The sequence below is a fragment of the Rhodococcus sp. OK611 genome (assembly GCF_003050885.1).
Lineage (GTDB): Bacteria > Actinomycetota > Actinomycetes > Mycobacteriales > Mycobacteriaceae > Rhodococcus_G > Rhodococcus_G oryzae.
This window is the reverse complement of the sequence record NZ_QAOZ01000008.1, coordinates 75,103-96,428: the sequence shown is the minus strand read 5'-3', so window position 1 is coordinate 96,428 and position 21,326 is coordinate 75,103. Positions and strand designations below refer to the sequence as shown.

General features: G+C 66.1%; 20 protein-coding genes. 9 read left to right on the top strand and 11 right to left on the bottom strand.

Annotated elements, in window-relative coordinates:
- Positions 1 to 5: 5 nt before the first annotated feature.
- Entirely contained in the window at positions 6 to 647 is a 642-nt protein-coding gene (locus C8K38_RS11770; protein WP_097211645.1) for an SMI1/KNR4 family protein, read from the bottom strand.
- Between the two features lie 407 nt (positions 648 to 1,054).
- On the opposite strand from C8K38_RS11770, the gene C8K38_RS11765 reads away from it, so the two are divergent.
- The 7 genes from C8K38_RS11765 (at position 1,055) to C8K38_RS11730 (ending at position 6,057) form a co-directional block, all read left to right on the top strand.
- Positions 1,055 to 1,735 (top strand): AAA family ATPase, encoded by a 681-nt coding sequence (locus C8K38_RS11765; RefSeq protein ID WP_218840969.1) that lies wholly within the window; start codon positions 1,055 to 1,057, stop codon positions 1,733 to 1,735.
- A 292-nt stretch (positions 1,736 to 2,027) separates the two neighbouring features.
- On the top strand, positions 2,028 to 2,288 hold the full coding sequence (locus C8K38_RS11755) for a hypothetical protein (RefSeq protein ID WP_097211644.1): 261 nt from the start codon (positions 2,028 to 2,030) through the stop codon (positions 2,286 to 2,288).
- A gap of 85 nt (positions 2,289 to 2,373) precedes the next feature.
- Complete coding sequence (locus C8K38_RS11750) at positions 2,374 to 2,814, top strand: DUF7832 domain-containing protein (protein WP_097211643.1); 441 nt, start codon at positions 2,374 to 2,376, stop codon at positions 2,812 to 2,814.
- Positions 2,815 to 2,846: 32 nt separating this feature from the next.
- Positions 2,847 to 3,233, top strand: a complete 387-nt coding sequence (locus tag C8K38_RS11745; protein WP_097211642.1) for an HsmA family protein — start codon at positions 2,847 to 2,849, stop codon at positions 3,231 to 3,233.
- Between the two features lie 127 nt (positions 3,234 to 3,360).
- A complete protein-coding gene (gene trpB / locus C8K38_RS11740) occupies positions 3,361 to 4,539 on the top strand; it encodes a tryptophan synthase subunit beta (protein ID WP_108168825.1) in 1,179 nt (392 codons plus the stop codon).
- Positions 4,526 to 5,305 carry a tryptophan synthase subunit alpha gene (trpA, locus tag C8K38_RS11735; RefSeq protein WP_258195861.1) on the top strand — a complete coding sequence of 260 codons (780 nt, stop codon included), beginning with the start codon at positions 4,526 to 4,528 and terminating at the stop codon, positions 5,303 to 5,305. Before trpB ends, trpA begins: the two co-directional genes overlap by 14 nt.
- On the top strand, positions 5,302 to 6,057 hold the full coding sequence (locus C8K38_RS11730; protein WP_097211639.1) for a GntR family transcriptional regulator: 756 nt from the start codon (positions 5,302 to 5,304) through the stop codon (positions 6,055 to 6,057). Before trpA ends, C8K38_RS11730 begins: the two co-directional genes overlap by 4 nt.
- Positions 6,058 to 6,079: 22 nt before the next feature.
- On the opposite strand, the gene C8K38_RS11725 is transcribed toward C8K38_RS11730, so the two are convergent.
- The 9 genes from C8K38_RS11725 to C8K38_RS11685 form a co-directional block, all read right to left on the bottom strand.
- Complete coding sequence (locus tag C8K38_RS11725; RefSeq protein ID WP_097211638.1) at positions 6,080 to 8,251, bottom strand: hypothetical protein; 2,172 nt, start codon at positions 8,249 to 8,251, stop codon at positions 6,080 to 6,082.
- Positions 8,252 to 8,395: 144 nt separating this feature from the next.
- Entirely contained in the window at positions 8,396 to 9,217 is an 822-nt protein-coding gene (locus C8K38_RS11720; RefSeq protein WP_097211637.1) for a DUF1707 SHOCT-like domain-containing protein, read from the bottom strand.
- Positions 9,214 to 10,065: a DUF1707 SHOCT-like domain-containing protein gene (locus tag C8K38_RS11715; protein WP_097211636.1), complete on the bottom strand. Its 852-nt coding sequence runs from the start codon at positions 10,063 to 10,065 to the stop codon at positions 9,214 to 9,216. Before C8K38_RS11715 ends, C8K38_RS11720 begins: the two co-directional genes overlap by 4 nt.
- Positions 10,066 to 10,184: 119 nt before the next feature.
- Complete coding sequence (locus tag C8K38_RS11710; RefSeq protein WP_097211635.1) at positions 10,185 to 10,850, bottom strand: DUF6891 domain-containing protein; 666 nt, start codon at positions 10,848 to 10,850, stop codon at positions 10,185 to 10,187.
- A gap of 109 nt (positions 10,851 to 10,959) precedes the next feature.
- Positions 10,960 to 11,583 carry a hypothetical protein gene (locus C8K38_RS11705; RefSeq protein WP_257017462.1) on the bottom strand — a complete coding sequence of 208 codons (624 nt, stop codon included), beginning with the start codon at positions 11,581 to 11,583 and terminating at the stop codon, positions 10,960 to 10,962.
- A 994-nt stretch (positions 11,584 to 12,577) separates the two neighbouring features.
- Complete coding sequence (locus tag C8K38_RS11700) at positions 12,578 to 13,048, bottom strand: Hsp20/alpha crystallin family protein (protein ID WP_257017461.1); 471 nt, start codon at positions 13,046 to 13,048, stop codon at positions 12,578 to 12,580.
- 417 nt (positions 13,049 to 13,465) lie between these two features.
- Positions 13,466 to 14,137: an SRPBCC family protein gene (locus tag C8K38_RS11695; RefSeq protein WP_097211634.1), complete on the bottom strand. Its 672-nt coding sequence runs from the start codon at positions 14,135 to 14,137 to the stop codon at positions 13,466 to 13,468.
- Positions 14,138 to 14,299: 162 nt separating this feature from the next.
- Positions 14,300 to 14,917 carry a TetR family transcriptional regulator gene (locus C8K38_RS11690; protein ID WP_245221135.1) on the bottom strand — a complete coding sequence of 206 codons (618 nt, stop codon included), beginning with the start codon at positions 14,915 to 14,917 and terminating at the stop codon, positions 14,300 to 14,302.
- On the bottom strand, positions 14,907 to 16,421 hold the full coding sequence (locus tag C8K38_RS11685) for an MFS transporter (protein ID WP_245221136.1): 1,515 nt from the start codon (positions 16,419 to 16,421) through the stop codon (positions 14,907 to 14,909). The genes C8K38_RS11690 and C8K38_RS11685 overlap by 11 nt, the downstream gene beginning before the upstream one ends.
- 127 nt (positions 16,422 to 16,548) lie before the next feature.
- Here C8K38_RS11685 and C8K38_RS11680 point away from each other — a divergent pair, with 127 nt between their 5' ends.
- Positions 16,549 to 17,586 carry an alpha/beta fold hydrolase gene (locus C8K38_RS11680; protein ID WP_209928347.1) on the top strand — a complete coding sequence of 346 codons (1,038 nt, stop codon included), beginning with the start codon at positions 16,549 to 16,551 and terminating at the stop codon, positions 17,584 to 17,586.
- A 158-nt stretch (positions 17,587 to 17,744) separates the two neighbouring features.
- Here the strand turns inward: C8K38_RS11680 and C8K38_RS11675 are convergent, their stop codons facing one another.
- Positions 17,745 to 18,005: a hypothetical protein gene (locus C8K38_RS11675; protein ID WP_143548444.1), complete on the bottom strand. Its 261-nt coding sequence runs from the start codon at positions 18,003 to 18,005 to the stop codon at positions 17,745 to 17,747.
- Positions 18,006 to 18,865: 860 nt separating this feature from the next.
- Here C8K38_RS11675 and C8K38_RS11665 point away from each other — a divergent pair.
- The gene (locus tag C8K38_RS11665) at positions 18,866 to 21,325 is read left to right on the top strand and encodes a sensor histidine kinase (protein ID WP_097211628.1); all 2,460 of its coding nucleotides are present in this window, start codon (positions 18,866 to 18,868) and stop codon (positions 21,323 to 21,325) included.
- Position 21,326: the final 1 nt, after the last annotated feature.

The following is a 21,326-nucleotide window of genomic DNA, read 5'->3' as shown; positions in this document are numbered from 1 at the left end:
CTCCGCTATGGGCCTTGGCTGTTGTCGACGACTTCCCAGAACAGGATGCCATTTTCGATGACTGGCACCCAATATCCGATTGGGAGGGAGTCGGTGATGCAGGTTCGGACTCCTGCGAGCATCGCGCTGATGGATGACCAGGCGGGTCCGTGGCTGTCTGCGGAGTACTTGTCGAATTCGCGTACACAGCCGTGGTGTTCACCCGGGCGGGTGTCGCAGAAGTACGCGTAGGCGTCTAGTTCGGCGATGGGAATATAGCTCGGGAGGAACATCATGGCGGTTGAGCCGGCGTTCGGGTGCTGAACGCACACGCCGTCGTATCCGCCTTCGTAATAGTCGGTGTCCGCATCTGCGAGCTCGCGCCACACTTCGGCTGACATCGCGTGCCAGTCTGCAACCCCGTCGAGGCTGAGAAGATGCTGCACGGGGAGCAACTCTCCCGAGCCGCCACCCGCCGGAGAATTGTCGATCTGACCGTCATGCAGCGAAAAGAACTCGCGCAGTTCAGATGGCCAGACCGTTCCCGTCAGGGCTTCGATCCGGGCTAGCGCCTCGGGCGAGGCGGGTGGGCGGAACGAGTTCGCGGTGCTGGGCGCGACCTCTCGAAGGACGTCAAGCAGCCTTGCCCACTCGGCGGCGACAGTCATGAGCGAACCCTACGCAAACCGTGCTCCTGACTAGGCGTACGAGTCGCGGACGCACCCGCGCTGACCGCCGTGCAGGCAACTCGAGTTATTCGCGTTGCCCCGTTGGTGCAGCCCCGACGTGCATGAATGCGAGCTGGGGGACTCGGCATGTATGAATGTGGCGTCGTCCAGTCGGGCAACGTATTTCGCTGCCCGCTGGTACGACAACCCGACCATCAACAAAGGAGTACATCCATGGGTTCTTCAGACGAACAGCTCGGTCAGATTGGCACCATCGCGGGAGTCGGCGCAGTCGGGCTCCTCGCGATCTGGGGTGGCGCCGGCCTCGTCTCGATGTCGTAGCGCTCAAGCGAGTCCGCTACCGGCAGGTCCAGCCCGTTCCAGATCGGGGCGGGCTGGACCTCCGAGTGCCGCTGCTGCACGGTCCGGGTCGTGCCGTGTGTATCGAGTGGTTGGTGGTTCCGGGCACGCCCTACATTGAGTGGATGGTCCGTGAGGCTGCTGCCACCCATTCGACGGCCGCATCTGTCCCGCGCAGGTTGCGTGTTCTGGGGACGTCCGGGGCCGGCAAGAGTCGGCTCGCGGCGCGAGTATCGGAGGTTCTCGGCGTTCCACGCCTAGAGCTCGATGCGGTCTTCTGGGACGCTGATTGGACGTATCGCGATCTCGACGAGGCACGTTCGCTTGTTCGCGATTTCACGGCCGAGCACCCGAGCGGGTGGGTGATCGACGGCAACTGGACATCGCGTTTGGATGGCTTACTTGACCCGGGCACGCCGGGTGGCGCCGACGCGGTCGTGTGGCTCGATCACTCCCGGCCGGTCGTGATGGGCAGGGTTATCCGGCGCACGCTTCGGCGCGGTCTCTTGCGCGAGGAGCTGTGGCACGGCAACCGTGAGAGTCCGTTGTCGTGGGTGAAGCGCAATCCGCAGGACAACATCATTCTCTGGGCATGGACACAGCACGCTGTCACCCGGCAACGGATGGCAGTGCGGGTCGCGTCGGGGTGGCCAGTGATTCGGCTCGCGGGACAGCGTGAGGTCGATGCGTGGCTCAGGTCGCTGGGCGGGGGTCACCTCGACGCGTGACGGCGGGGGTTGGTTCGTGTTGTTCAGTCCTGGTTGTCGGACGTCAGAAACACTGTTCCGAAAAGCTTTCCATCTATCGTGGTGATGGAGTGAGGGCGGGAGCGGCCGATCGGGCCGCAACCCTGATGGAACAGACGTTGCGGCTGATCGGAAAGGTCAGCGTCCCGTTCGTGGCCGGCTGGTGCCTGGAGACGTTGGCCTGGATCGCGATACGCGAAGACAAGCCGACGCGCGCCGCCGTCCTGATGGGTGCCGCCGGAAGAACCTCTCGCAGACGCTCGGGAGCGTTTCAGTGACCCAACCGCACCTGCTCGGGAACCACGACGAATGTGAGGCGCTCACCCGCGACGCGCTCGGGAATCAAGCCTACGGCGACGCATTCCGCACCGGTGCCGCCGTGAGCATCGACGACGCGGTCGCGTACGCACTCGGAGACCAGCGCGCCGATAAGCCCCCGACGAAATCCGCGGTATCCGTGTTGACCCGCCGCGAAACCGAGGTGGCAAACCTCGTCGCGCCTCGCGGACCCAGATCGTGGCCTGGATTGCCGTGAACCAACAGAATCGACAGCTCTGATCCGAGCGACGATGTAGTTCGTGGCGCACTGCAACGTGGACCGAACCGAAGGAAGAGAATCCGTGACGAAATACGACGACGCCGCCTGGCATTACGGCGGCAGGTTTCCCGACGATCTGCCGAATGCTGCTGGTGGCACTCACATCGGCATGTTTGTCGCGTGGTGCCTGCTGAGCGGTTTCGCGGGGGAGGATGTCGAGGATGAACTCGAACCACTCGAGTCTCGGGAGGTGACGCCCGGCGGCTTTCTGTTGAAGGTGCTCGACGAGAAGTTCGTCAGCGACGATCTCACCGCCGACGGCAACGCCTTCGCCGTCGCGTACTACGCCGGCGAGAACGACGACTCCCGGTACATCGACGACTATCTCGACGCGTTCGACACCACAGCGGCGAACATCTACCGGGTCGAGGACAGCTGGGAGACGTACGCCGTGATCGCGGATCGGATCGCCGCACGCTTCCGCGCCTGGGTGGACGCCGGGCGGCCGCGCTACCTCCGATGACCACCTCCATGGTGGTGGCTAGTCTCGGGGACATGCTGGCCACCGCGATCATCGTCATCACGTTTGCCCTGGTCTTCTATTCCATCGGCGTGTGGTCGGAACGGATCCAGAAGACCCTGAAGTGGTGGCACGCCTGCGCCTTCGCGCTCGGCCTGGTCTGCGACGCCACCGGTACCTTCCTGATGAGCCAAATCTCCGACGGGTCATCGGAAACCGGAACATCCACCTTCGACAAGATCATGATCGTCACCGGAGCCTTGGCGATCGTGCTCATGGCCATTCACCTGGTGTGGGCCGTCATTGTCCTGCTCCGCGATCGCCCCTCGGAGAAGGCGAAGTTCCACCAGTTCAGCCTGGTCGTGTGGACGATCTGGCTGGTGCCCTACTTCACGGGGGCCATCGGCGCCATGACCGGCTAGCGCGGCCTGAGCCAGCCGGACCTAGGTGACTCTGGCTGCGCTGCGCCTTCGCCGGCCTGCTACTTTGATATTGTTCTAGAACACTAGAACACTAGAACACTGGAAAGAATTGGGGGTGGGTGTGGCCATGTCACCAATGGGCGACCCTGGGTTGTCCGGCAGGTTCGGTCGATTCGGTGGGCGGTACGTCCCCGAGGCGCTCGCGCCGGCATGCCGCGCGGTCGAAGCAGGCTTCCGCGATGCGTGGGCGGACCCGGAGTTTCGGGCGGAACTCAGCCGACTCCTGGCCGAGTACTGCGGACGGCCGACGCCCGTCACGCGGGCACTGCGGCTTTCCGAGGCACTCGGCGTCCGCGTCCTGCTCAAGCGTGAGGACCTCAATCACACTGGCAGTCACAAGCTCAACAATGCTCTGGGCCAAGCACTCCTGGCCCGCAGGATGGGCAAGCGCGAACTCATGGCGGAAACCGGCGCCGGTCAGCACGGCGTCGCCACGGCAACGGCCGCTGCACTGCTCGGCATGAAGTGCACCGTGTACATGGGCGAGGTCGACATGGCCCGGCAGGAGCTCAACGTCTACAGGATGGAGACGCTCGGCGCGCAGGTGATTCCGGTTCGAACCGGCGCCAGGACGCTGAAGGATGCCACCAGCGAGGCCTTTCGGCATTGGGTCACTCGGGCGGACGAGAGCCACTACTGCCTGGGCTCGGTGCTCGGGCCGCACCCCTACCCGTGGATCGTTCGCGAGTTCCAGTCCGTGATCGGGATCGAGGCGGCGGCGCAGTGCGCGCACCTGCTCGCCGGCGGCGTCCCCGACATCGTCGTCGCGTGCGTCGGTGGCGGATCCAACGCGGCGGGAACGTTCGCCGGGTTCGCCTCGTCGCAGGCGCGACTCGTCGGCGTCGAGGGTGCGGGTGGCGCCGGCGCCACCAACGGCACCCTGGGTGTGCTGCACGGCTCGATGTCGCTCTACCTGCAGGACGATGCGGGTCAAGTGCTCGAAGCGCATTCCGTCGCTGCCGGTCTCGACTATCCGGGGCTGGGGCCCGAGCACGCCCACCTCGCCGAGCTCGGCCGCGCGGACTACGTGACCGTCACCGACGAGCAGGTCCTCGACGCGGCCGGGCAGCTCGCGCGACTCGAAGGCATCTTCCCCGCCCTGGAGTCCGCGCACGCGCTCGCCTGGGTCGCGCAGGCCGCCCGCGACCGACAGTTCGCTCCCGACTCCACCGTCCTGGTCACGGTGTCCGGCCGCGGCGACAAGGATGCCGAACAAGTCAGGAGACTCGACCGTGAACGTGCTTGAGATGACGCTTCGCAAGGTCCGCGACAGCGGCTCCAAATGCCTGATCGGCTATGTCATGGGCGGGATCCGAGAGGATTGGACCGATCTCGTGCAGGCCATGATCGACGGGGGTGCCGACGCCGTCGAGATCGGGCTCCCGTTCTCGGACCCGATGCTGGACGGGGCAGTCATCCAGCGCGCCTCCCTCGCCGCTCTGCAGCGGGGTGCGCAGGTGGAACGAATCATGGACGAACTCCCGAACGTGTCCGTGCCGCTGATCGCCATGACCTACAGCAATCACCTGGTCTCGCGCGGCGTCCCGAACTACCTGGGTGCGATCGCCGCCGCCGGAATCAGCGGGTCCATTGTCGCGGATCTGCCGTTCGAGGAATCGGCGGACTATCTCGCGGCGGCCCACACCGCGGGCGTGGCTCCGGTGCTCATGGCGGCCCCGTCGACATCGGCGGACACGGCGCAGCAAATCGCCCGGGCCAGTGGCGGATTCGTCTACTCGATGGGCGCGATGGCGCCGACCGGGCGGCACCGGACCACGGACGAGAGCGGGTGGGAGTTCGCCCAACGCCTCCGGTCGGCGGACGGTCTGCCGGTTGTGATCGGGTTCGGAATCGACTCACCCGAGCGCGCGGCACGGGCCGCTCGGTACTCCGACGGCGTGGTCGTCGCCTCGGCGCTGATGGACCCGGTGCTCGAGGGTGCGACCGCGGCGTCGATCATGGGAACCGTCCAAGACTTCCGCCAACGACTCGACGAGGCAGCAATTCCGTGACCAGGCAATCTCGACTGCCCAAGTACCTGGCGATCTACGACGACCTGCGGGCCAGGATCGACACCGGCGAATGGCAGTCCGACGACGCCTTGCCCGCGCAGCGTGAACTCGCGGCGTCCTACGGTGTCACGATCATGACCCTCCGGCAGGCACTGCAACTGCTGGAGAACGACGGACTGATCGAAATGCGCCCGGGAGCGGGCACCTTCCCGGCGAACAAGCGGTACACCTACAACCTGCTCCACCTATCGGGATTTGCGGACGATCTCAGGGCGCAGGGCGCCAACGTCGCGACGCACATTCTCGGGTCCGCGCGGGAGATTCCGCCACCCGAGGTCGCCCGCTCGCTGCACCTCGGGCCGACCGAGCAGGTGCTCGTGGTCACGCGCCACCGCGTGATCGACACGCATCCCTCCGTGCTCCAGTACTCCTACATACCGCGGGGAATGGGCATCTCCCCGGATGAACTGGTCGATGCGTCGCTGTATCAGGTTCTCGCACAACACGGTTACCCGGTCGCCTCGGCCAACGAGTCGATCACCGTCACCACGCTCGGTGCTGCCGAAGCCGAACTGCTGGCGCGCCCGGAGCAGAGCCCGGCGATGCTCAGTCGCCGGACGAACGTCACCGAGGACGGCACCCCGGTCCTGCACGACACCGCCCTCATTCCGTCCGACATCGCAGAGATCCACATCGACCGCGGGCCCCAGCAGCTTCGCGTCACCTATCGCATCAACGACCGGCACACCTGACGACGTGTGGGTACGGCGGGGTTCAGTCGATCTCCAGGTCGTGCAGGATCGGGCGCAGGCGGGCAAGCGCGCGTTCATCCTCGACAGCGATGTCGCCGCTGGAGTCGAAGCGATCGTCGCGGTCCACGAGGGAACGGAGCTTCTTCGCGACCTCGCGGCGGACCGTTGCCGGTGCTGCCGCCAGCCGTTCGGCGAGTCGGAGGCCGAGATCGCGTGCCCACCGGTCGGTCAGGGCACCCGCGACGATCTTCACGATTCGTGTGGGAGTGCCGGGCAGGGGCAGCCCGAGGTCGAGGAGGGCGATCGCGGCGGCGGCATTGGCTTTGATGAGCGGGCCGTTGTAGTTCTTGCGGTCGGTGACGACGAGGTCGGCGAGCAGCGCCTCGAAGTCGGTGTGCGCCTTGGGCGGTAGCAACTGCTGGGCGCGCCACTCGAGCGCGAGACCGATGGCTTCTTCGATCGGGCCGCGCCCCTCGTCGATGATGCTGCGAAGCACGGGCCAGCCGGTTGCGGCCTCGCCCGGGTCGGTGGCGGCGAGAATGCGTAGTGAGGCGAGCTGGTTATCTCGCTGGTAGTCGCTCGTCGCGGGCTCCTCGCCGACGAGGCTGCGGCACCAGTCGAGGAAGCGCGGATCGGTGCGGTCAGCCCAGTGCGCGAGCACCGCGGACTCCCTGTACTCGAGGTCAGCGTCGAGGACGCGATGGAAGTCCTCCGGGTCCTTCGTCAGGCGTGCGAGAGCGAGCAGCACGGTCGCGTCGCCGGAAACGCTCGCCTCGCGGACGCGGTCGATGCCGGCGGTGTCGCCCCATGTCGCGAGCGCGTCGGCGGACTGCTTCGGCGCGACCGCGAGCATCTCCTGTACCTCGGGCAGGGCCTCGGCGGCAGTCTCGGCGGGCCAGGAGGCGAGCAACTCGATGAGGTGTCCGGCGCCGTCGCGGGACGGATCGGCAGGAGGCTGCTGCCGCAGCGCCTGCCGGATGCCGACGATGAGCATGGTGGCGGACGGTGCGTGTTCGCGCACGAGCGCGTAGCCGAGCGCGGACCGTCCCGACGCGGAGGCGGCAACCATGAGGCCGCGCGCGGCGGGGTTCGTGAGCAGGGCCTGAGCCATCGGGCGAGCCCACCGTCCGTCGCCGGCCCGCAGCAGAGCGAGCGCGGAATCTGCCCGAGCATCCGTGTCGACGGTGCTCGACCCGATGGCGGAGGTGTCGCCCGTAGTGACCCGCTCCGCGAGGGCGACGAGCAGGTCGCAGACCTCGGGTGTCGGTGGGCACTGCCGGAGCGCAGCGATCATCGCCTCCGGCCTGGCCTCAGGCAGCGCCGCCAGCGCGAGCAAGCGACGGACCGCCGCCGGAGCGTTGCTCCGGGAACCGATGACGACATCGACGAGCCCTGCGATCGTCGTCTCGTCCGGCGCCGGCAGCGCGGCGAGTACGACAGCCGATGCCTCCGGGTTGACCTCGCTCAACCATTCCGGGAGGTTTCCGACGCCGAACGCGATGCGGGGCGCCACCTCGACGGCGAGCTCCCATCCCGCTACGAGCGCGTCGAGATCGGTGGTCTCAGTGCCCCCGGCCGTGATCCGCGCGAGCGTCGCCGCCATCACCAGGCCGGGATCCCCGTCAGCGAGGGCGGCCGAGACATCGACACCGAGAGTCGTGAGCGCGGCGACACATGCCTGCTCGACCTGCTCCGCCGGGCGGGAGCACGCCCGCGCCGCGAGCGTGTCGAGGGCAGCGGAATCGGCCGTGCGCGCAGCGGCCTGCAGCAATGCCGCGGCCGCGGCCTCCGAGCCGTCGTCGACGATCAGTGGTCGCACGAGCGCCGCGATATCGATCAACGAGTCCCGGGCCGACCGGACCAGGGCGGCCGTCTCGGCGTCGTCCACCTCGACCTGTTCGTAGGCACGCACCGTGTCGGCGAACATCAGCAGCAACCACGCCGTGCTCTCCGCATCCGCGGACTGCCGTGCGCCGAGCACCGACGCGATCGACGTCATCGCCGGCGGGGTCGAGTCATAGAGGGTTCCCTGGTGCAACACCGCCGCCCACAGTTCGTGCAGCGACTCCTCGACCGTCTCCGCGCCGGCGAGCCCCTCGATCCAGCCGGGCACATCGCTCGCGTCGCCGTAGGCGTGTTCCAGTGTCGGCCAGTCGACCTCGGCGAGGTGGGTGCGCCGGGACACGCTGTTCATGGGGTCTCCTTGTCATTGAACTGCCCGGTGTCGGACAGGGCAGTTGCACAGTTGCGCCGCCACCGCGACGGGTCGGCGTATCCGCCGCTTCAGGTGATCGTGTAGCCGAGTTGATGGGCCTGGCGTCGCTTGCAGGGCGAGGAACTATTGGTCGCTTCGGTAGACGCTGCGGACGGCGCCGTCGAACCCGACCGTCAGAAAGCCCTGCGCGCCCGCGTCCTCGTTCCACAAGTGGATGCTCACGACCGGCCCGTCATCGCCGCGCTTCGCTTCCATGTGGATCCGGGTCGGGTCGTCCACGCGAAGCGTGCGATCCGCGCCGTGGAGCAGCCCGATCACCCGCGGGACGTTCGGGCGCAGCTCCGCCAGGTTGATGGGAACGCCCTCGGTGCGATTGGACGACGTCCCGTTTTCCGTGATCCGGGCCTGTCCCTTTTCGACCTGGTACTCGTACCTCTGCGCGAGGCCGGGTTTGCTGGGCACCGGGCGTGAGAACGTCGCGTACTCGGGGTAGACGGTCAGCTGGTCGACCTCCGAGTTGCCCAGTTGGTGGGCTATCTCGTCGAGCATCCGTCCGAGTCCTGCCGCGGTGGTCAACTCCGTGGTCGTCGCGGCGGCGGTGGCCGGCTCGTCGTGATCCCGGGCCGACGTGACCACCACGATTCCGCACACCAGGACCACGGCTGCCGAGAGCGCGACGGCCCAGCGGGCGTCCCGCAGTGATGGCGGTGTCGGCACGGCATCGTGCAGATCCGGATGTACCTGCAGGTCCCGCACGAGTCGGTCGAGGTCGGCGAGCGTTCGCGCCGACCGGGTCGCCTCGGTCCGATGTCGGTGCTCCACATCGCTCAGCTGGCCGTCGGAATACGCCGCATCGAGGACGTCACACACCGCGGCGCGGTCGACGTCGCGGGCGCGCAGCCGCAGTGCCGAGGCCCGGGGGCGCCGGCTGTTCGGTGTGGTCATCGTCCCTCGGCCTTGGAGACGTCGACGACCGTGCCGTTCAGGCGCGTGTCCACCATTCCCCGTCGATCGTCCTTGTCCTGGAACAACACGCTGACCAGACCCTCGCCGGTCGACGAATCGGGGCGCACGAAGATGTGCTCCACCTTTCCCGCCGGGATCCCGACCAGGCCCGCCCCCGTCGTGATCAGCTCGCCGAGCCGGTCGACGTCGAGGGCCGCGAGATCGACCGTGTCGGTGTCGGAGGTGCGTGAACTCGGCGACCCCGACGTGGAGAAGCCGGCGCGGAAGCTCCAACTCTGCTCGCGGTGCGGCTGGTCCTGCAGCATTCGGGTGAAGAACACGTAGGTCGGGTAGAACAGCACTTCATCCACCCGCAGATCCCCGAACGTCTGCTCGTACTGATGTAGGAAGTCACGGATCGCGGCGGGAGAGCGCGGATCGAGCGGTTCGATCACGATCGGCTGCGGCTCGCCAGGAGCGACGGGCGCCGGAACCGGTTCGGCTGCGACGACCGTCGCGGGTGCCGCGTCGTGGCCTCGGGTCATCAACACGACGGTTCCGACGACCGCCACGGCCGCGACGACACCGGCGGCCACGACGCGTCCGGGAACGCGCCTGCGTGGTACCGGTGCGGAAGCGCGTGCGGCCTCGACGAGATGCTCGGGAATCTGCAGGTCCGAGGCCAGCGCGTCGAGTTCGCCGAGCGTCTTGGCCTTCATTGCCGCGGCGGTGCGGGCCTCGTACTCGGCCGGGTCGAGCTGTCCCTCGCCGTAGCCGGCGTCGAGCAGCCCGCATGTCTGGGCGCGATCGATATCGCGCGCGCGAGTGGAGGAAACCTGATCAGGCACGCACGTGATCCTAGGAAACCGTTCGGAACCTTGTCCGCCCGGCTCCGGACCGATCCGGTCCCGACCTGTCCATGCCGTATTTCGGTCCCCACGTGCGGCTACGCCCACTCGACCGGGCGCTACGCCTCGATCGGGCTGTACCAGTCGGCGTTCTTGAGCAGCACCCTCGTGCCCAGGTCGCGGTTCCATTCCGGCTCGATGCCGTGCCGCAGGAAGACGGGGAACATCACGTCGTCGAGCAGGCGCGTCACGTCGGCCGTGTAGAGGTCTTGTTTCGCGTCATCGCTGAGCGTGTCGTAGGTGGCCTCGTCGAAGTCCTCGGGCGGGAACGCGCCGTACCCGATATAGGTCTCGCCGTCCTCGATGAGACCGCTGGTGTCCTGTTGGTGGAAGTAGGCGTAGCCCATCCAGTGGCGGCTGTCGTCGAGCTCGCCCCAGATCTCGCCGGACGCGCAGCTGCCGCAGCAGGAGAAGTCCGCGCGGGCGACCACGCCGTTGGCATTGAGCTCCTCGAACGCGGCGATCGTGCGGGAGGTGTACGGGCCGATCTCCGTCTGCTGGAGCAGCCGTGCGGTTCGGAGCGCGGCGAACGCCGCCCGGAGCTGCTCGTCGGTGAGGTCGTAGTCGTCGCCGTAGGTGTCGACGAAATCGTCGGCGTCGCCGCGGCCGGTGATCAGCTGATCCCAGATCTGCCGGGTCAGCTCAACGCGGCCGTCCTCGTCGAGGGGCAGGTCGGGCAGGGTGGCGTAGGGCGGGAACGTGTTCGGGTTCGACAACGCGCTCACAGCGCCACCTCCGGATAACGAGCGGAACCGGGCAAATCGCCCGGCAGCGACGATGCTAGCTTTCGTCGATCCACGGGTGGATTCAGCGTCGGGGAGCGGTACCGCGTCGTCAGTGTGCGAGTGCGTTGAAGACCTCTGCCCAGTTTCCCCCAGCAACATTCATCGCATTCCGAGTCTCGAGGAGAACGTCCCGAGCGATCTGCTCGAGCGTGGTCCCTCCGGCAGAGCTCTCGATGCCCTGGAGGGCCGTCATGCCCTCTTCGGTTGCGGTGAATTGCTCTTCCCACTGCCCGGCGGAGGACAACAGGAATCTCAGGTGGTAGGGGTAGTCGAAGTCAGGCGCCGGCACTCCGGTCTCGGCAATATTGTTCAGCGAGGTGACGATCAAGCGCAGTTGGTCGGACTCGAAGGAGCAAGATTCCGGCTCCGCCAACCCTGAGTATTCGAGTGATCCATCAACGAGATCCCGCCAGTACTCGCGATCGTGCAGGCCGTCCCGCTGCTCCATGTGCGTCTCCGCGAAGACCGACATGAGTTCGGTGTCGTCGATGAGTGGGGAAAGCACCAGATCCTCGCTGAAGTCGTAGCCGAAGAAGTACCGAGTGCCGTCGACCGCGATTGATTCGATTCCTCCGATGTGGCGGTAGTCCCGAAGAAGCGGTGCAGGAATACTCGTCGCCGCTGCTTCTGCACCATCGGGGGTTCCGGACTCGCTGCATCCCTGGATGCCCATCATCGCTCCATTCGTCCACGAGTCCGACCTTGTTGATCGCAGTGGGTAGGAGAGTAGCGGTTCGTAGCGACACAGTGGTTGGTGGTACGGCGGAGGATAGACATAGCCGGCGTCGGTCTCAGAGGTCGACGCCGGAACCTGTCAGTCGATGACTCGAGTCGCCTGTCATACGACCAGCGGCAGAAGTTCGTGCAATCTCTGGGCACGGCTCGCGCGCGATGCGTGCCGCGTGCAAGACGCTGAATTCTCGTCGTGACCCGTCCGATCTGGACTCGCACTTGGCGCACATATATTAGACCGGGTGCGGCGGGATCTGTTTAATGGCAGTCGAACCTGATCTGAAACCGACTCTCGCGCACCGAAAAACCCCGACGGCATTCGGTATATTTCGAATCTGTCAACTTGTGGTGCTCGCTGGTTCCCAGCTTCTTCATGAGGAGTTGACACTCGTGACGACGATCCTGTGCGGCCTGATCCGAACAGGACGATCGTGATTCGCGACAGCAGATTCGGATCGGAGCTCCTCCTCTGCGGCGGATGGTGGGGCGTAAACCCAGACGGCCATGTGGTCGAGTCCGAGTAGCGGCAATGCCTCTCGTCCGCGCCAGCACTCTCAGCGCACAGGTGATGCCGACAAGTCAGCCAGGGCGACGACAGCGCGCGCTGTCCTAGCGGTCGCCAGAAACCTCACTCGCAAGCACGACGAGAAGGCACCGGCAAGGGGACCGGTCAGGGGGATCACAACTTGGGGCGCGAAGTAGCGCTGGAGCGAGCCGGTCGTCGCCCCGCAACTGCTCGAAGGGCGGAGAATCGAGAACTCGAGCGGGCCCACGCAAACGTCCTTTGGAGCTGGGGACGCGCACTTAGCTAGACGCGATCGAGGGCGAAGCCAGTCGAGATCGCTTGACGGGGATGCCGTCGTCGATCCGCACGCCTATCCGCCGCCGACCCGCGCTGACCGCCCCGGCAAGCTTGAACCCGTCCTGTGAAGAATCTACGTCTTGTTGGCCTGCTCGGGTGCGTCGGCGGGCTCGATGATCTTCCTTTCCTCACTCGCGCCGGGAGTGATCTCGATGCGCCTGGGCTTGGCCTTCTCCACCACCGGGAGGGTGACCGTGAGCACCCCATTCTGATAGGTCGCGGCGATGTGCTCGGAGTCAATTCCGTCGCCGAGAGACAGTTGGCGCATGTAACCCCCGGCGAAACGTTCAGAGGCCAGCCACTGCACATCATGTTCGGTGCGCTCGCTGCGCTGGGCCTTCACCGTGAGGATGCCGCCTTCGACGCTGACCTCGACGGAACCTGGGTCCACACCCGGAAGGTCGGCGTGCAGTACGTAGTGATCGCCGGACCGGTAGAGGTCCATCGGCATGAACCGTGGGGCCCGGGCGGATCCGGCCGACGCCCCGAGCACCTGCTCGGTGAGCCTGTCGAAATCGCGGAATGGATCGAATCGAAGTGGCACAGCAACCACCTCCTACAGGTTGGTGGGCCGCACCCCGCCACCGTGGTGGGATATCGGCTCGGCTGTACTCCTTTCGGTTTAGCACTTCGCAGGCACTAGTGCCAGTGCCAGGGGATTGCCCCCGGTTTGGTTGACGAGTCAGTGGAGCTCGGGGCAGTCCAGGCGCTCCTATGCGTCGGTGCGGACGAGTCTGCGTCGCTTCTGACAGGCGGTGACATCTGACGCTGTCGACGACGTTGTCGGACAGGTGCTGGGCTCGGATCCAGGAGTTGATCCGCAGTCGCACCGGCTCCGCCGGCGGGATGCTGAGCATTCCGTTGCGGGCTGCGAGCATCACTCCGGCTCGGCGATCACCGCCTCGATGCCCCGTGATCACAGATATGAGCGCGGTTGGCCCTCGGCCGGCGCGATCAGCGCCTAGAGCGTGCCGTTTTCGATGTCGCGTTGCATGGCCTGCTGGTTCGCGATGTGCGAGGACACGCCGTTCTGCACGGTGTAGTCGATCAGCGCCGCCGGCGCCGAGAACGTCAGGTGCTCGGTGACCGTGGTCGCGTCGCCGTCCTCGGCGAAGGTGACCTTCTGGTGGGTGATCACGCCGGGCATGTCCCAGGTATCGGTGCTGTACCAGTGGTCGGCGGCGTACACCCGCTGCTGCCCGACGGTGCGTCCCGGGATCGACATCGGACCTGCCGGGATGTTCTCGAGGGCGATGAACTCCCATACGTCGGCGCCACCCTCGGTGAACTTGCGGCGATCGAGCACGCCCTTCAGGAACGGGTGCCGTCCGAAGCCGTTGGAGAAGTTCGAATACGCCGGGAACACGCGATCGATGGGCGCGTCGATGGTGACCGGCAGGTCGACGTTCACCGTCACCAGTGCCGAACCGGCCTGGCTCTCCTCGAACTCGTAGGCGGCCCACGAGGCCTCCCATTCCGCGTCCAGTGCGGACGAGGAACCCGAATCGGGATCGGCCCCGGCGACTCCCGTGCCGCCCAGCGTGATGCAGGCGGCCAGCACGCAGGCTGCGACAAGCTTGGGTGCCGAGCTCCCGGCTCGCTGTCCGCAGATCTGCTCAGGACGTTCGACCATTCGCGTTTCCTCATCCGTCGAGACCGCTGCCGCCCTTCGGCGACCGGGCGAATGATACGCCGCCCGTGCCTTCAAACGACACGGCCTCGTTGACGTGGAGGGCGGATTCTTCTCGACACCAAGCGACGACACGGTGGCGAGCCTGACCGGCGTGCGGCCGGTCTAGATCGGCATTCCGGAACCCAGGAAATCGATGATGCGCAGGATCTGATCGAGATCGAACGGGTCGCGCCCCATCTGCGCCAGCATGGCCCCTGTGAGCGCGCCCGCAAGTGCGCGGATCTCGAAATCCTCTGTGCTGCGCCCGGTTCGCGCCACCGCGAGTCCCACGACCAGTTCGATATTGCGCTCGAATTCCCGGGCGATGACACCGCGCAGTTCCGGCACCGAGTACACCAGGTTGATCCGTTCCTTCTCGAACGCGTAGTCCTCGTCGGAGATCTCCTCGAAGGATTCGATGGTGGCCTGGCGGAAGGCCGCGAGCAGCGGCATATCGGCCGGTTGGCGTTCGATGGCCTGGATCATGACCGGATCCAGGTCGTCGGCGAGTACCACCTGCTCCTTGGACGGGAAGTAGCGGAAGAAGGTGCTGGGCGAGATGTCCGCGGCCTCCGCGATCTGTTCGACGGTGGTCTCGGTATAGCCCTGCTCCCGGAAGAGGCGGAACGCCTCGGTGCGGATGGTGCGCCGAGTGCGTTCCTTCTTCCGTTCCCGCAGCGTCGGCTTGGGCCGACGTGCGGGTTCTTCGGAATGTAGAGCGTTGGTGGACTCAGCTGGCATGAACCGATTGTGCAGCATCGGTCTCGGGCTCCGGTGTCACCGGCTTTCGCTGGGTCAGCGTCGCGGCCAGAACGGTGGCGGCGAGGCAGATCGCGGCGCACACCCAGAGCATGACGCTCATGCCGTCCATGAACGCCGTCTGCACGTGGGTGAGCATGGCCGGATCGCCGAGTTTGTGCCCGACTCCCATCCCGGCGTTGACACCGTCGGAGACGGGGTCGTGGTTGAGCTCGCCGAGGCTGGAACGGTACTGCGTGGACAACACGGTGCCTAGCACGGCGACGCCGATGGTTCCCGCCGCCTGCCGCAGCGCCTGCAGCAGTGCGGAGCCGGAGCCGGCGCGTTCGGGGGTGAGGTCGTCCATGGCCAGACCCATGGCGGCGGGCATGACCAGCCCCATGCCGAAGCCGAGCAGGACCAGCGCGGTGGCCGCGAGCCCGTAGCCGCTGTCCACGGTGAGCAGTGCACCCATGCCGAGTCCGGCTGCGAGCAGCGCGAATCCGGCGGTCAGCACTGCGCGCAGCCCAGCCTTGGGCAGCACCCTGTCCACCACCCGGCTACCGACGGCGAGCCCGCCGATGAGTGGCAGCAGCCGCAGTCCGCTCCCGAGGGTGTCGGTGCCGAGCACGGACTGGAAGTACTGCGGCATGGTGAAGAAGATGCCGAACATGGCGAAGTTGACCAGGACCAGATAGACGGTGCCCCAGCGGAATCCGCGTGCGCCGAAGAGGCCGAGGTCGATCAGCGGATAGGCCGCGCGCCGCTGCCACAGCACGAACGCCCCGAGCACGAGCGCGCCGCCGAGAATGGCCGCCCAGGCGAGGCCATCATCCCAGCCCTCCTGTCCGCAGCGAATGAAACCGTATGTAAGACCGAGCATTCCGGCGATCGACAGGGCGACACCCGGCAGATCGAGCCGGAACTTGTTGTCGGAGCTCGATTCTGGCACCAGTAGCGCGACGGCGGTCGCCCCGATGGCCACCATGGGCACATTGAGCAGGAACACCGAACCCCACCAGAAGTTCTGCAGCAGCCAGCCGCCGAGGATCGGGCCGAGCGGCAGGCCGATGGCGGTGGAGGTGATCCAGATGGTGAGGGCGCGCTGACGCAGCGCCGGTTCGGGGAACAGGCCGGGCAGCACCGACATGGACAGCGGCATCATGGCGGCCGCCGCGACGCCGAGCACCACGCGGGCGGCGATGAGCTGTCCGGAGGAGGCCGCGAAGGCGCAGGCGATCGAGGCCGCGCCGAACAGCAGCAGGGCGGCGAGCAGGAACTTCTTGCGTCCGTAGCGGTCACCAAGCGCGCCGGCCGGAAGCATGAAGGCGGCGAGGGCGAGGGTGTACGCGCCGCTGAACCACTGCAGCGCGGCGGTGTCGGCGTGCAGGTCGACGGCGAGGGTGGGCAGGGCGACGGTCAGGACGGTGACGTCGAGTCCGATGGTCAGCATGGCGACGGCCAGGGCGCCGAGGGCCAGCCAACGGCGCACGCCTGGTGCTTTCATGGCAGTTCCAATCATTTGGGTTCTACTCGATAATGAGAGTGTCTCGCATTTAGTAGTAACTGTCAAAACTTGAAGCGTCATCCATTCGGCACCTGCCCGCTGGATGGCGGTGGACGGCGATGGATGGATGATTTCCAGCGTGGTTGGCGCTCGGCTTCGTCGCTGGTCATGGAAGGGCACCCGGACCGATGAGTTAGAGCCGCGGAAGTGGTCTCTTCTTGCGAGATGCAACCGTGGAGGAGTCGCCATGCCGCTTCATATTCAACGATCGCCAGAGCGCCTGGTCGCCGTCGGTGACGCCGACCTGTGTGTGACCACATTTGGGGACCGGAAGCAGCCGCCGGTGGTGCTGCCGTGCACATCGAGATTGTTCTGGGACGACCGGTTCTGCGAGCAGCTTGCCGGAGCTGGTCGGTTCGTCCTGCGCTATGACATCCGCGACACTGGCCGGTCGACTAGTTATGCGACCGGCTCTCCCGGCTACAGCCTCCGTGACTTGGTCTCGGACATCATTGGACTGATGGATGTCTTCGAACTTCCGCGAGCTCACCTGGTGGGCTTCTCGGTGGCCGGATGGATCTGTCAGCTTGCCGCCCTCGACCATCCCGGCCGTATGTCGGCGCTGACCCTGATCAACACCCGTCCGACCTCCCCGGGCCCGGCGGACACGGATCTACCCGAACACTCGGACCGGATCGTGGAGTTCTTTACCAAGGCAGCCGATCCGGACTGGTCCGACCGGGCTGCGGTGATCGACTACGGCGTCGAACAGGCCCGGGTACGAGCGGGCGCACTCGGATTCGACGAACAGGAGGCGCGTCAGCAGATGACCCGAATGGTCGACCGCACCACCAACATGGCCTCCAGCATGCGCAACCTGGCATTTGCCGAGGCGGGCGACCGCTGGCGGGAGCGCCTGGGCGACATCGCCGTGCCGACCCTCGTCGTCCACGGTACCGATGACCCGTTCTTTCCGTACGGCAACGGACAGGCCATGGCTCGCGAGATCCCCGGCGCCGACCTGCTCCCCCTGAACGGCATCGGCCACGAACTTCCGGCCACCGCCTGGGATCAACTGCTCGCCGCCATGCTGGTCCTCCAGCCGGAATCCGTGGTCGGCGAAGGGGTTGGACAGCAGGCGAGGCGAGGGGCGGCCATGCCGTGATGATGTCGTGTTGCTGTGTGACACCACTGAATTGGTGGCGGGGCAGGGGCGGGGAGTGTTCACCAACACCATTGTGGCGACTCGGCGCGGAGCCAGGTTTTGTGCGGACAGGGCGAGGACGCACGGTGTGTCATCGGCTTCGCAACCCATTCATGGGGTCACAAATCGTGTGGAATACAGGCTATTAGCGGCTCGCCGGTGAGCAGCCTGCACAGCAAGTCAAACGGAGCCAGTCCCACACTGTTCGCGAGGTCGGTGGATCCGGAGTTGTGGCCAGGGGTTGCATTGAAGAAGTTGCTGCTGCCGGAATCGGCGACATCAGCCGGATTTCCGAGGTTGACCGGCGCGGCCGATGCCGAAGCCGCGGTGCCGAGGGCGATGGCTGCGCTGGCCAACGCAACGATGATTGAACGCTTCAAGGTGATCCTCTCCACTAGTGCTGTTCGACGCCGAGTGACGTCGTGGAAACCATATATATCGCCCGTCCGGTTGGTGGCTGATTCGATCGCATCGGTGGCATCGAGAATCCCGTTGTCCCGGTGTCGATTTCTCTACACAGAATGGCGCGCGCGGACGGATGACGAGCTCCCGCTGCCGCCGGATCCCTGGATGGACGCCGTCGACGACGACTGGGCGGCAATCCGTGGGACAGCGATCGGCGATAGGTTGACCAGCTATGTCGAACCAGATGATCGCTGTCGCGTATGTAGGCGGGGTGATGCTGTTCGCAGGGATTCTGCTGCTGGGCATCTTTGCGGCCGGACGTCGTGCTCGCGCGGGACGCAAGGCCGGCCGCTACACGTCGCGACCTGGTAACTCGTCGTCCAACTGGTAGCCATCATCCTCGTCGACGGCATCTGCGGCCCGCCGGAGCTGATCGCGGACGGGGTTCAGGCGGTCGTGTGCCAGGTGGAAGTCCGTGGCGCAGATTTGGGCTACCGTCGGCTCAGTCGCCTCGCCGGTGGGCGACGAAGGTGGCCAGGCTGGGCCCGCCTTCATCCGCCTTCATCCGCGTTCCAACGGCCGATCATTCAACGCACTCGCGCGCATCGCTTCGATGAGGTCGGCCGCACGGGACACAGCCGGGGCAGTCCCCATCGGCCAGGTCCGCCATCGTCTCTAGAGGCACTACGAAGAGAGAGAAAATTCGTTAGCCTTGCAACCCACCTCGACCCGCCCGAGTTTAGGGTTAAACACCAAGCGGCCCAGCCGAATCAAGAAAGTTCGGGGTGGCGAGGCCGACGTACGCGGTAGGAATTCGACCAGTTATATTCCCCCGATGTTGAAAGTGCGCCTCGGTGTCCGAGCCCGGATCCTGGCCATCGCATTGGTTCCAAGCCTGGCGTTGCTCGGAATCGGTGTAGGCACGGCGGGATACCTGATACGTGAGGGCCGACAGTCCGAACAATGGGCGGCAGCGAACGGAGATGCCGTGAGCCTCGCTCGCGACGTGGTTGCCGGGGTAGAACAGGAACGGATGCTGTCGCTGTGGCATCTGTCCGGTGAACAGAGCGATCCGGCCGCGCTCGCCGCAGCACGGAACAAGCTCGACACCGCGTTCGCAGAGCTGGCCCCCTACTCATCGAGGCTGCAGAGCGCGTCGCAGGGCACCATGGGTGCCGACACGGGTGGATTCGACACCTTGTTGGCTCGCCTGCCCCAGATTCGCGGTCAGATCGATGCAGGAAGAATGCCGATCGAGGACACATTCGCCCTCTACAACACGATTCTCGATGCGGTTGCGCTCGGCACCAACCTCATCACCGGCAACGCACCCAACGCCCAGGTCGGCGTCACGCTGATCAATGGCGTGCGCGTCCTGCACGCGATGGAGGGAATGTCGCGTTCCGCCGCGCTCACCGCTGCCGAACTACAGGGGCAGCTCAGCAGCGGTCCACTGCGCAACGACTATCGAAATCTGGTCGGGTTCTACCGGACCGCACTTCCGCAGCTCGCCGCCGACCTGGGCGCTGATCCAGCAGCTGAGAAGATCCAGGCAGCGCTGGCCTCTCCCAGCTGGCAGCAGGTGGCCGCGATGGAGGACTACCTCATCAATCCGCCGAAGTCGGACAAGAACGGTGACGTCCCGCCACCGCCAATGACCTTTGCCGAATGGCAGACCGCGCAGGAACAGCTGTCTGCAGGGGTGATCGGCGCATGGAAAGGCCTGAACGACCATGCGAACCAGATCGCTGCCGACGAGGGCAAACGCACCGCGGCGAACTCACTGTGGGCGGGTGCCGCTGTGCTCGCGCTTGCGCTCGTCGCGTTCCTGCTGTCGCTATGGATGGCCAACCGACTGATCGGGCGGCTCACGCGCCTACGCAAGGAAACGCTGGACCTGGCAGAGGTCGAACTGCCCGAAACCATGCGCAAGCTGGGTGCGGGCGAGCAAATCGATCCCAAAGCTGCGCACCTGGACTTCGGTGACGACGAAATCGGCTCGGTGGCACAGGCCTTCAACCGTGCACACACAGCAGCCGTTTCCGCCGCGGTCACCGAGGCCCGCACCCGCGAGGGCGTGCGCGCGGTGTTCCTCAACATCGCCCACCGAAGCCAGATGGTGGTGCACCGGCAACTCGAGGTCCTGGACGAGGCCGAACAAAGCCAAGAGGATCCCGCCCTGCTGGAGACATTCTTCCGACTCGACCACCTGGCGACCCGCGAACGCCGCAACGCCGAGAACCTCATCATCCTCGGTGGTGGCGAGCCCGGCCGGCAGTGGCGGAGTCCGGTGCCACTGGTCGATCTGGTGCGTAGCGCGACCGGCGAGAGCCTCGACTACGCGCGGGTGCACACCCGCCGCATGCCTCAGGTGTTCATCGTCGGCAATGTGGTCGCCGACCTCATCCACCTGCTCGCCGAACTGATCGACAACGCGACGGCGTTCTCCCCGCCGCAGTCGCGCGTCGAGGTGAGCGGCAACGTGGTCGGCAAGGGTGTCGCGATCGAGATCACTGATCAGGGCATGGGAATGTCCGTCGAAGAACTCGACCGCGTCAACGAGATGCTGCGCAATCCACCGGATTTCGGAGTCGAAACGCTCTCTGCGACTTCACGCCTGGGCTTGTTCATCGTTTCACAACTGGGTGGACGGCACGGAATCTCTGTGCAGCTAACCGAATCCGAGTACGGCGGCGTTCGCGCCATCGTGCTGGTGCCGAACTCGGTGGTCGCCGCCGATGCGACACCTGTAGCTGGCCATCAGCCGGATCGGTTCGCCGGACATCGGCCCGAGAGGCGGATAGCCACTGCGATACCGGACCTCGATTCATCCGAATCGGTCTCGGCTGCAGCGGGTGTCGCGACACTGGCACCCCCGGCTCCAGCGCCTCCCATCGAACAGCCAGTGCAGTCGGTGGCCCCGCCACAGGCGTGGTCGAATGTCGAGCGCATCGATAGCGCGCCGCACACCGAGTACACGGAATCTTCTGTGGCAACGCCGTGGCATGAGCCGCCGACCCCCGCTGTCGAGCCGGAGGCCCTCACCCCGCAACCGTTGCCCGACAACGGCGGTGGCGTTCGCCCAAGCCTGCCTCGCCGGCGCCGGCAGGCCAGTCTGGCGCCGGAGCTGGCGCACGACACTCAACTCGAGGTGGACGCGCAGCAGCCGTCACGATCGGCGGAGGAAGCGCGAGATCTGATGTCCGCCATCGCGTACGGTACCCAGCAGGCTCGCCATTCGGAACCACCGCAGGGGTATACAACGAGGGACGAAATGGAAGGTGAAGGAAGGTGAA

Coding starts and splice junctions, on each gene's coding strand:
- C8K38_RS11690 (WP_245221135.1), bottom strand. CDS start 14,917: ATGCCAGCTGAGTCCACCAACGCTCTACATTCCGAAGAACCCGCACGT.
- C8K38_RS11685 (WP_245221136.1), bottom strand. CDS start 16,421: ATGAAAGCACCAGGCGTGCGCCGTTGGCTGGCCCTCGGCGCCCTGGCC.
- trpB (WP_108168825.1), top strand. CDS start 3,361: ATGTCACCAATGGGCGACCCTGGGTTGTCCGGCAGGTTCGGTCGATTC.
- C8K38_RS11695 (WP_097211634.1), bottom strand. CDS start 14,137: ATGGTCGAACGTCCTGAGCAGATCTGCGGACAGCGAGCCGGGAGCTCG.
- C8K38_RS11745 (WP_097211642.1), top strand. CDS start 2,847: ATGCTGGCCACCGCGATCATCGTCATCACGTTTGCCCTGGTCTTCTAT.
- C8K38_RS11705 (WP_257017462.1), bottom strand. CDS start 11,583: ATGGGCATCCAGGGATGCAGCGAGTCCGGAACCCCCGATGGTGCAGAA.
- C8K38_RS11770 (WP_097211645.1), bottom strand. CDS start 647: ATGACTGTCGCCGCCGAGTGGGCAAGGCTGCTTGACGTCCTTCGAGAG.
- C8K38_RS11725 (WP_097211638.1), bottom strand. CDS start 8,251: ATGAACAGCGTGTCCCGGCGCACCCACCTCGCCGAGGTCGACTGGCCG.
- C8K38_RS11665 (WP_097211628.1), top strand. CDS start 18,866: ATGTTGAAAGTGCGCCTCGGTGTCCGAGCCCGGATCCTGGCCATCGCA.
- C8K38_RS11680 (WP_209928347.1), top strand. CDS start 16,549: ATGATTTCCAGCGTGGTTGGCGCTCGGCTTCGTCGCTGGTCATGGAAG.
- C8K38_RS11720 (WP_097211637.1), bottom strand. CDS start 9,217: ATGACCACACCGAACAGCCGGCGCCCCCGGGCCTCGGCACTGCGGCTG.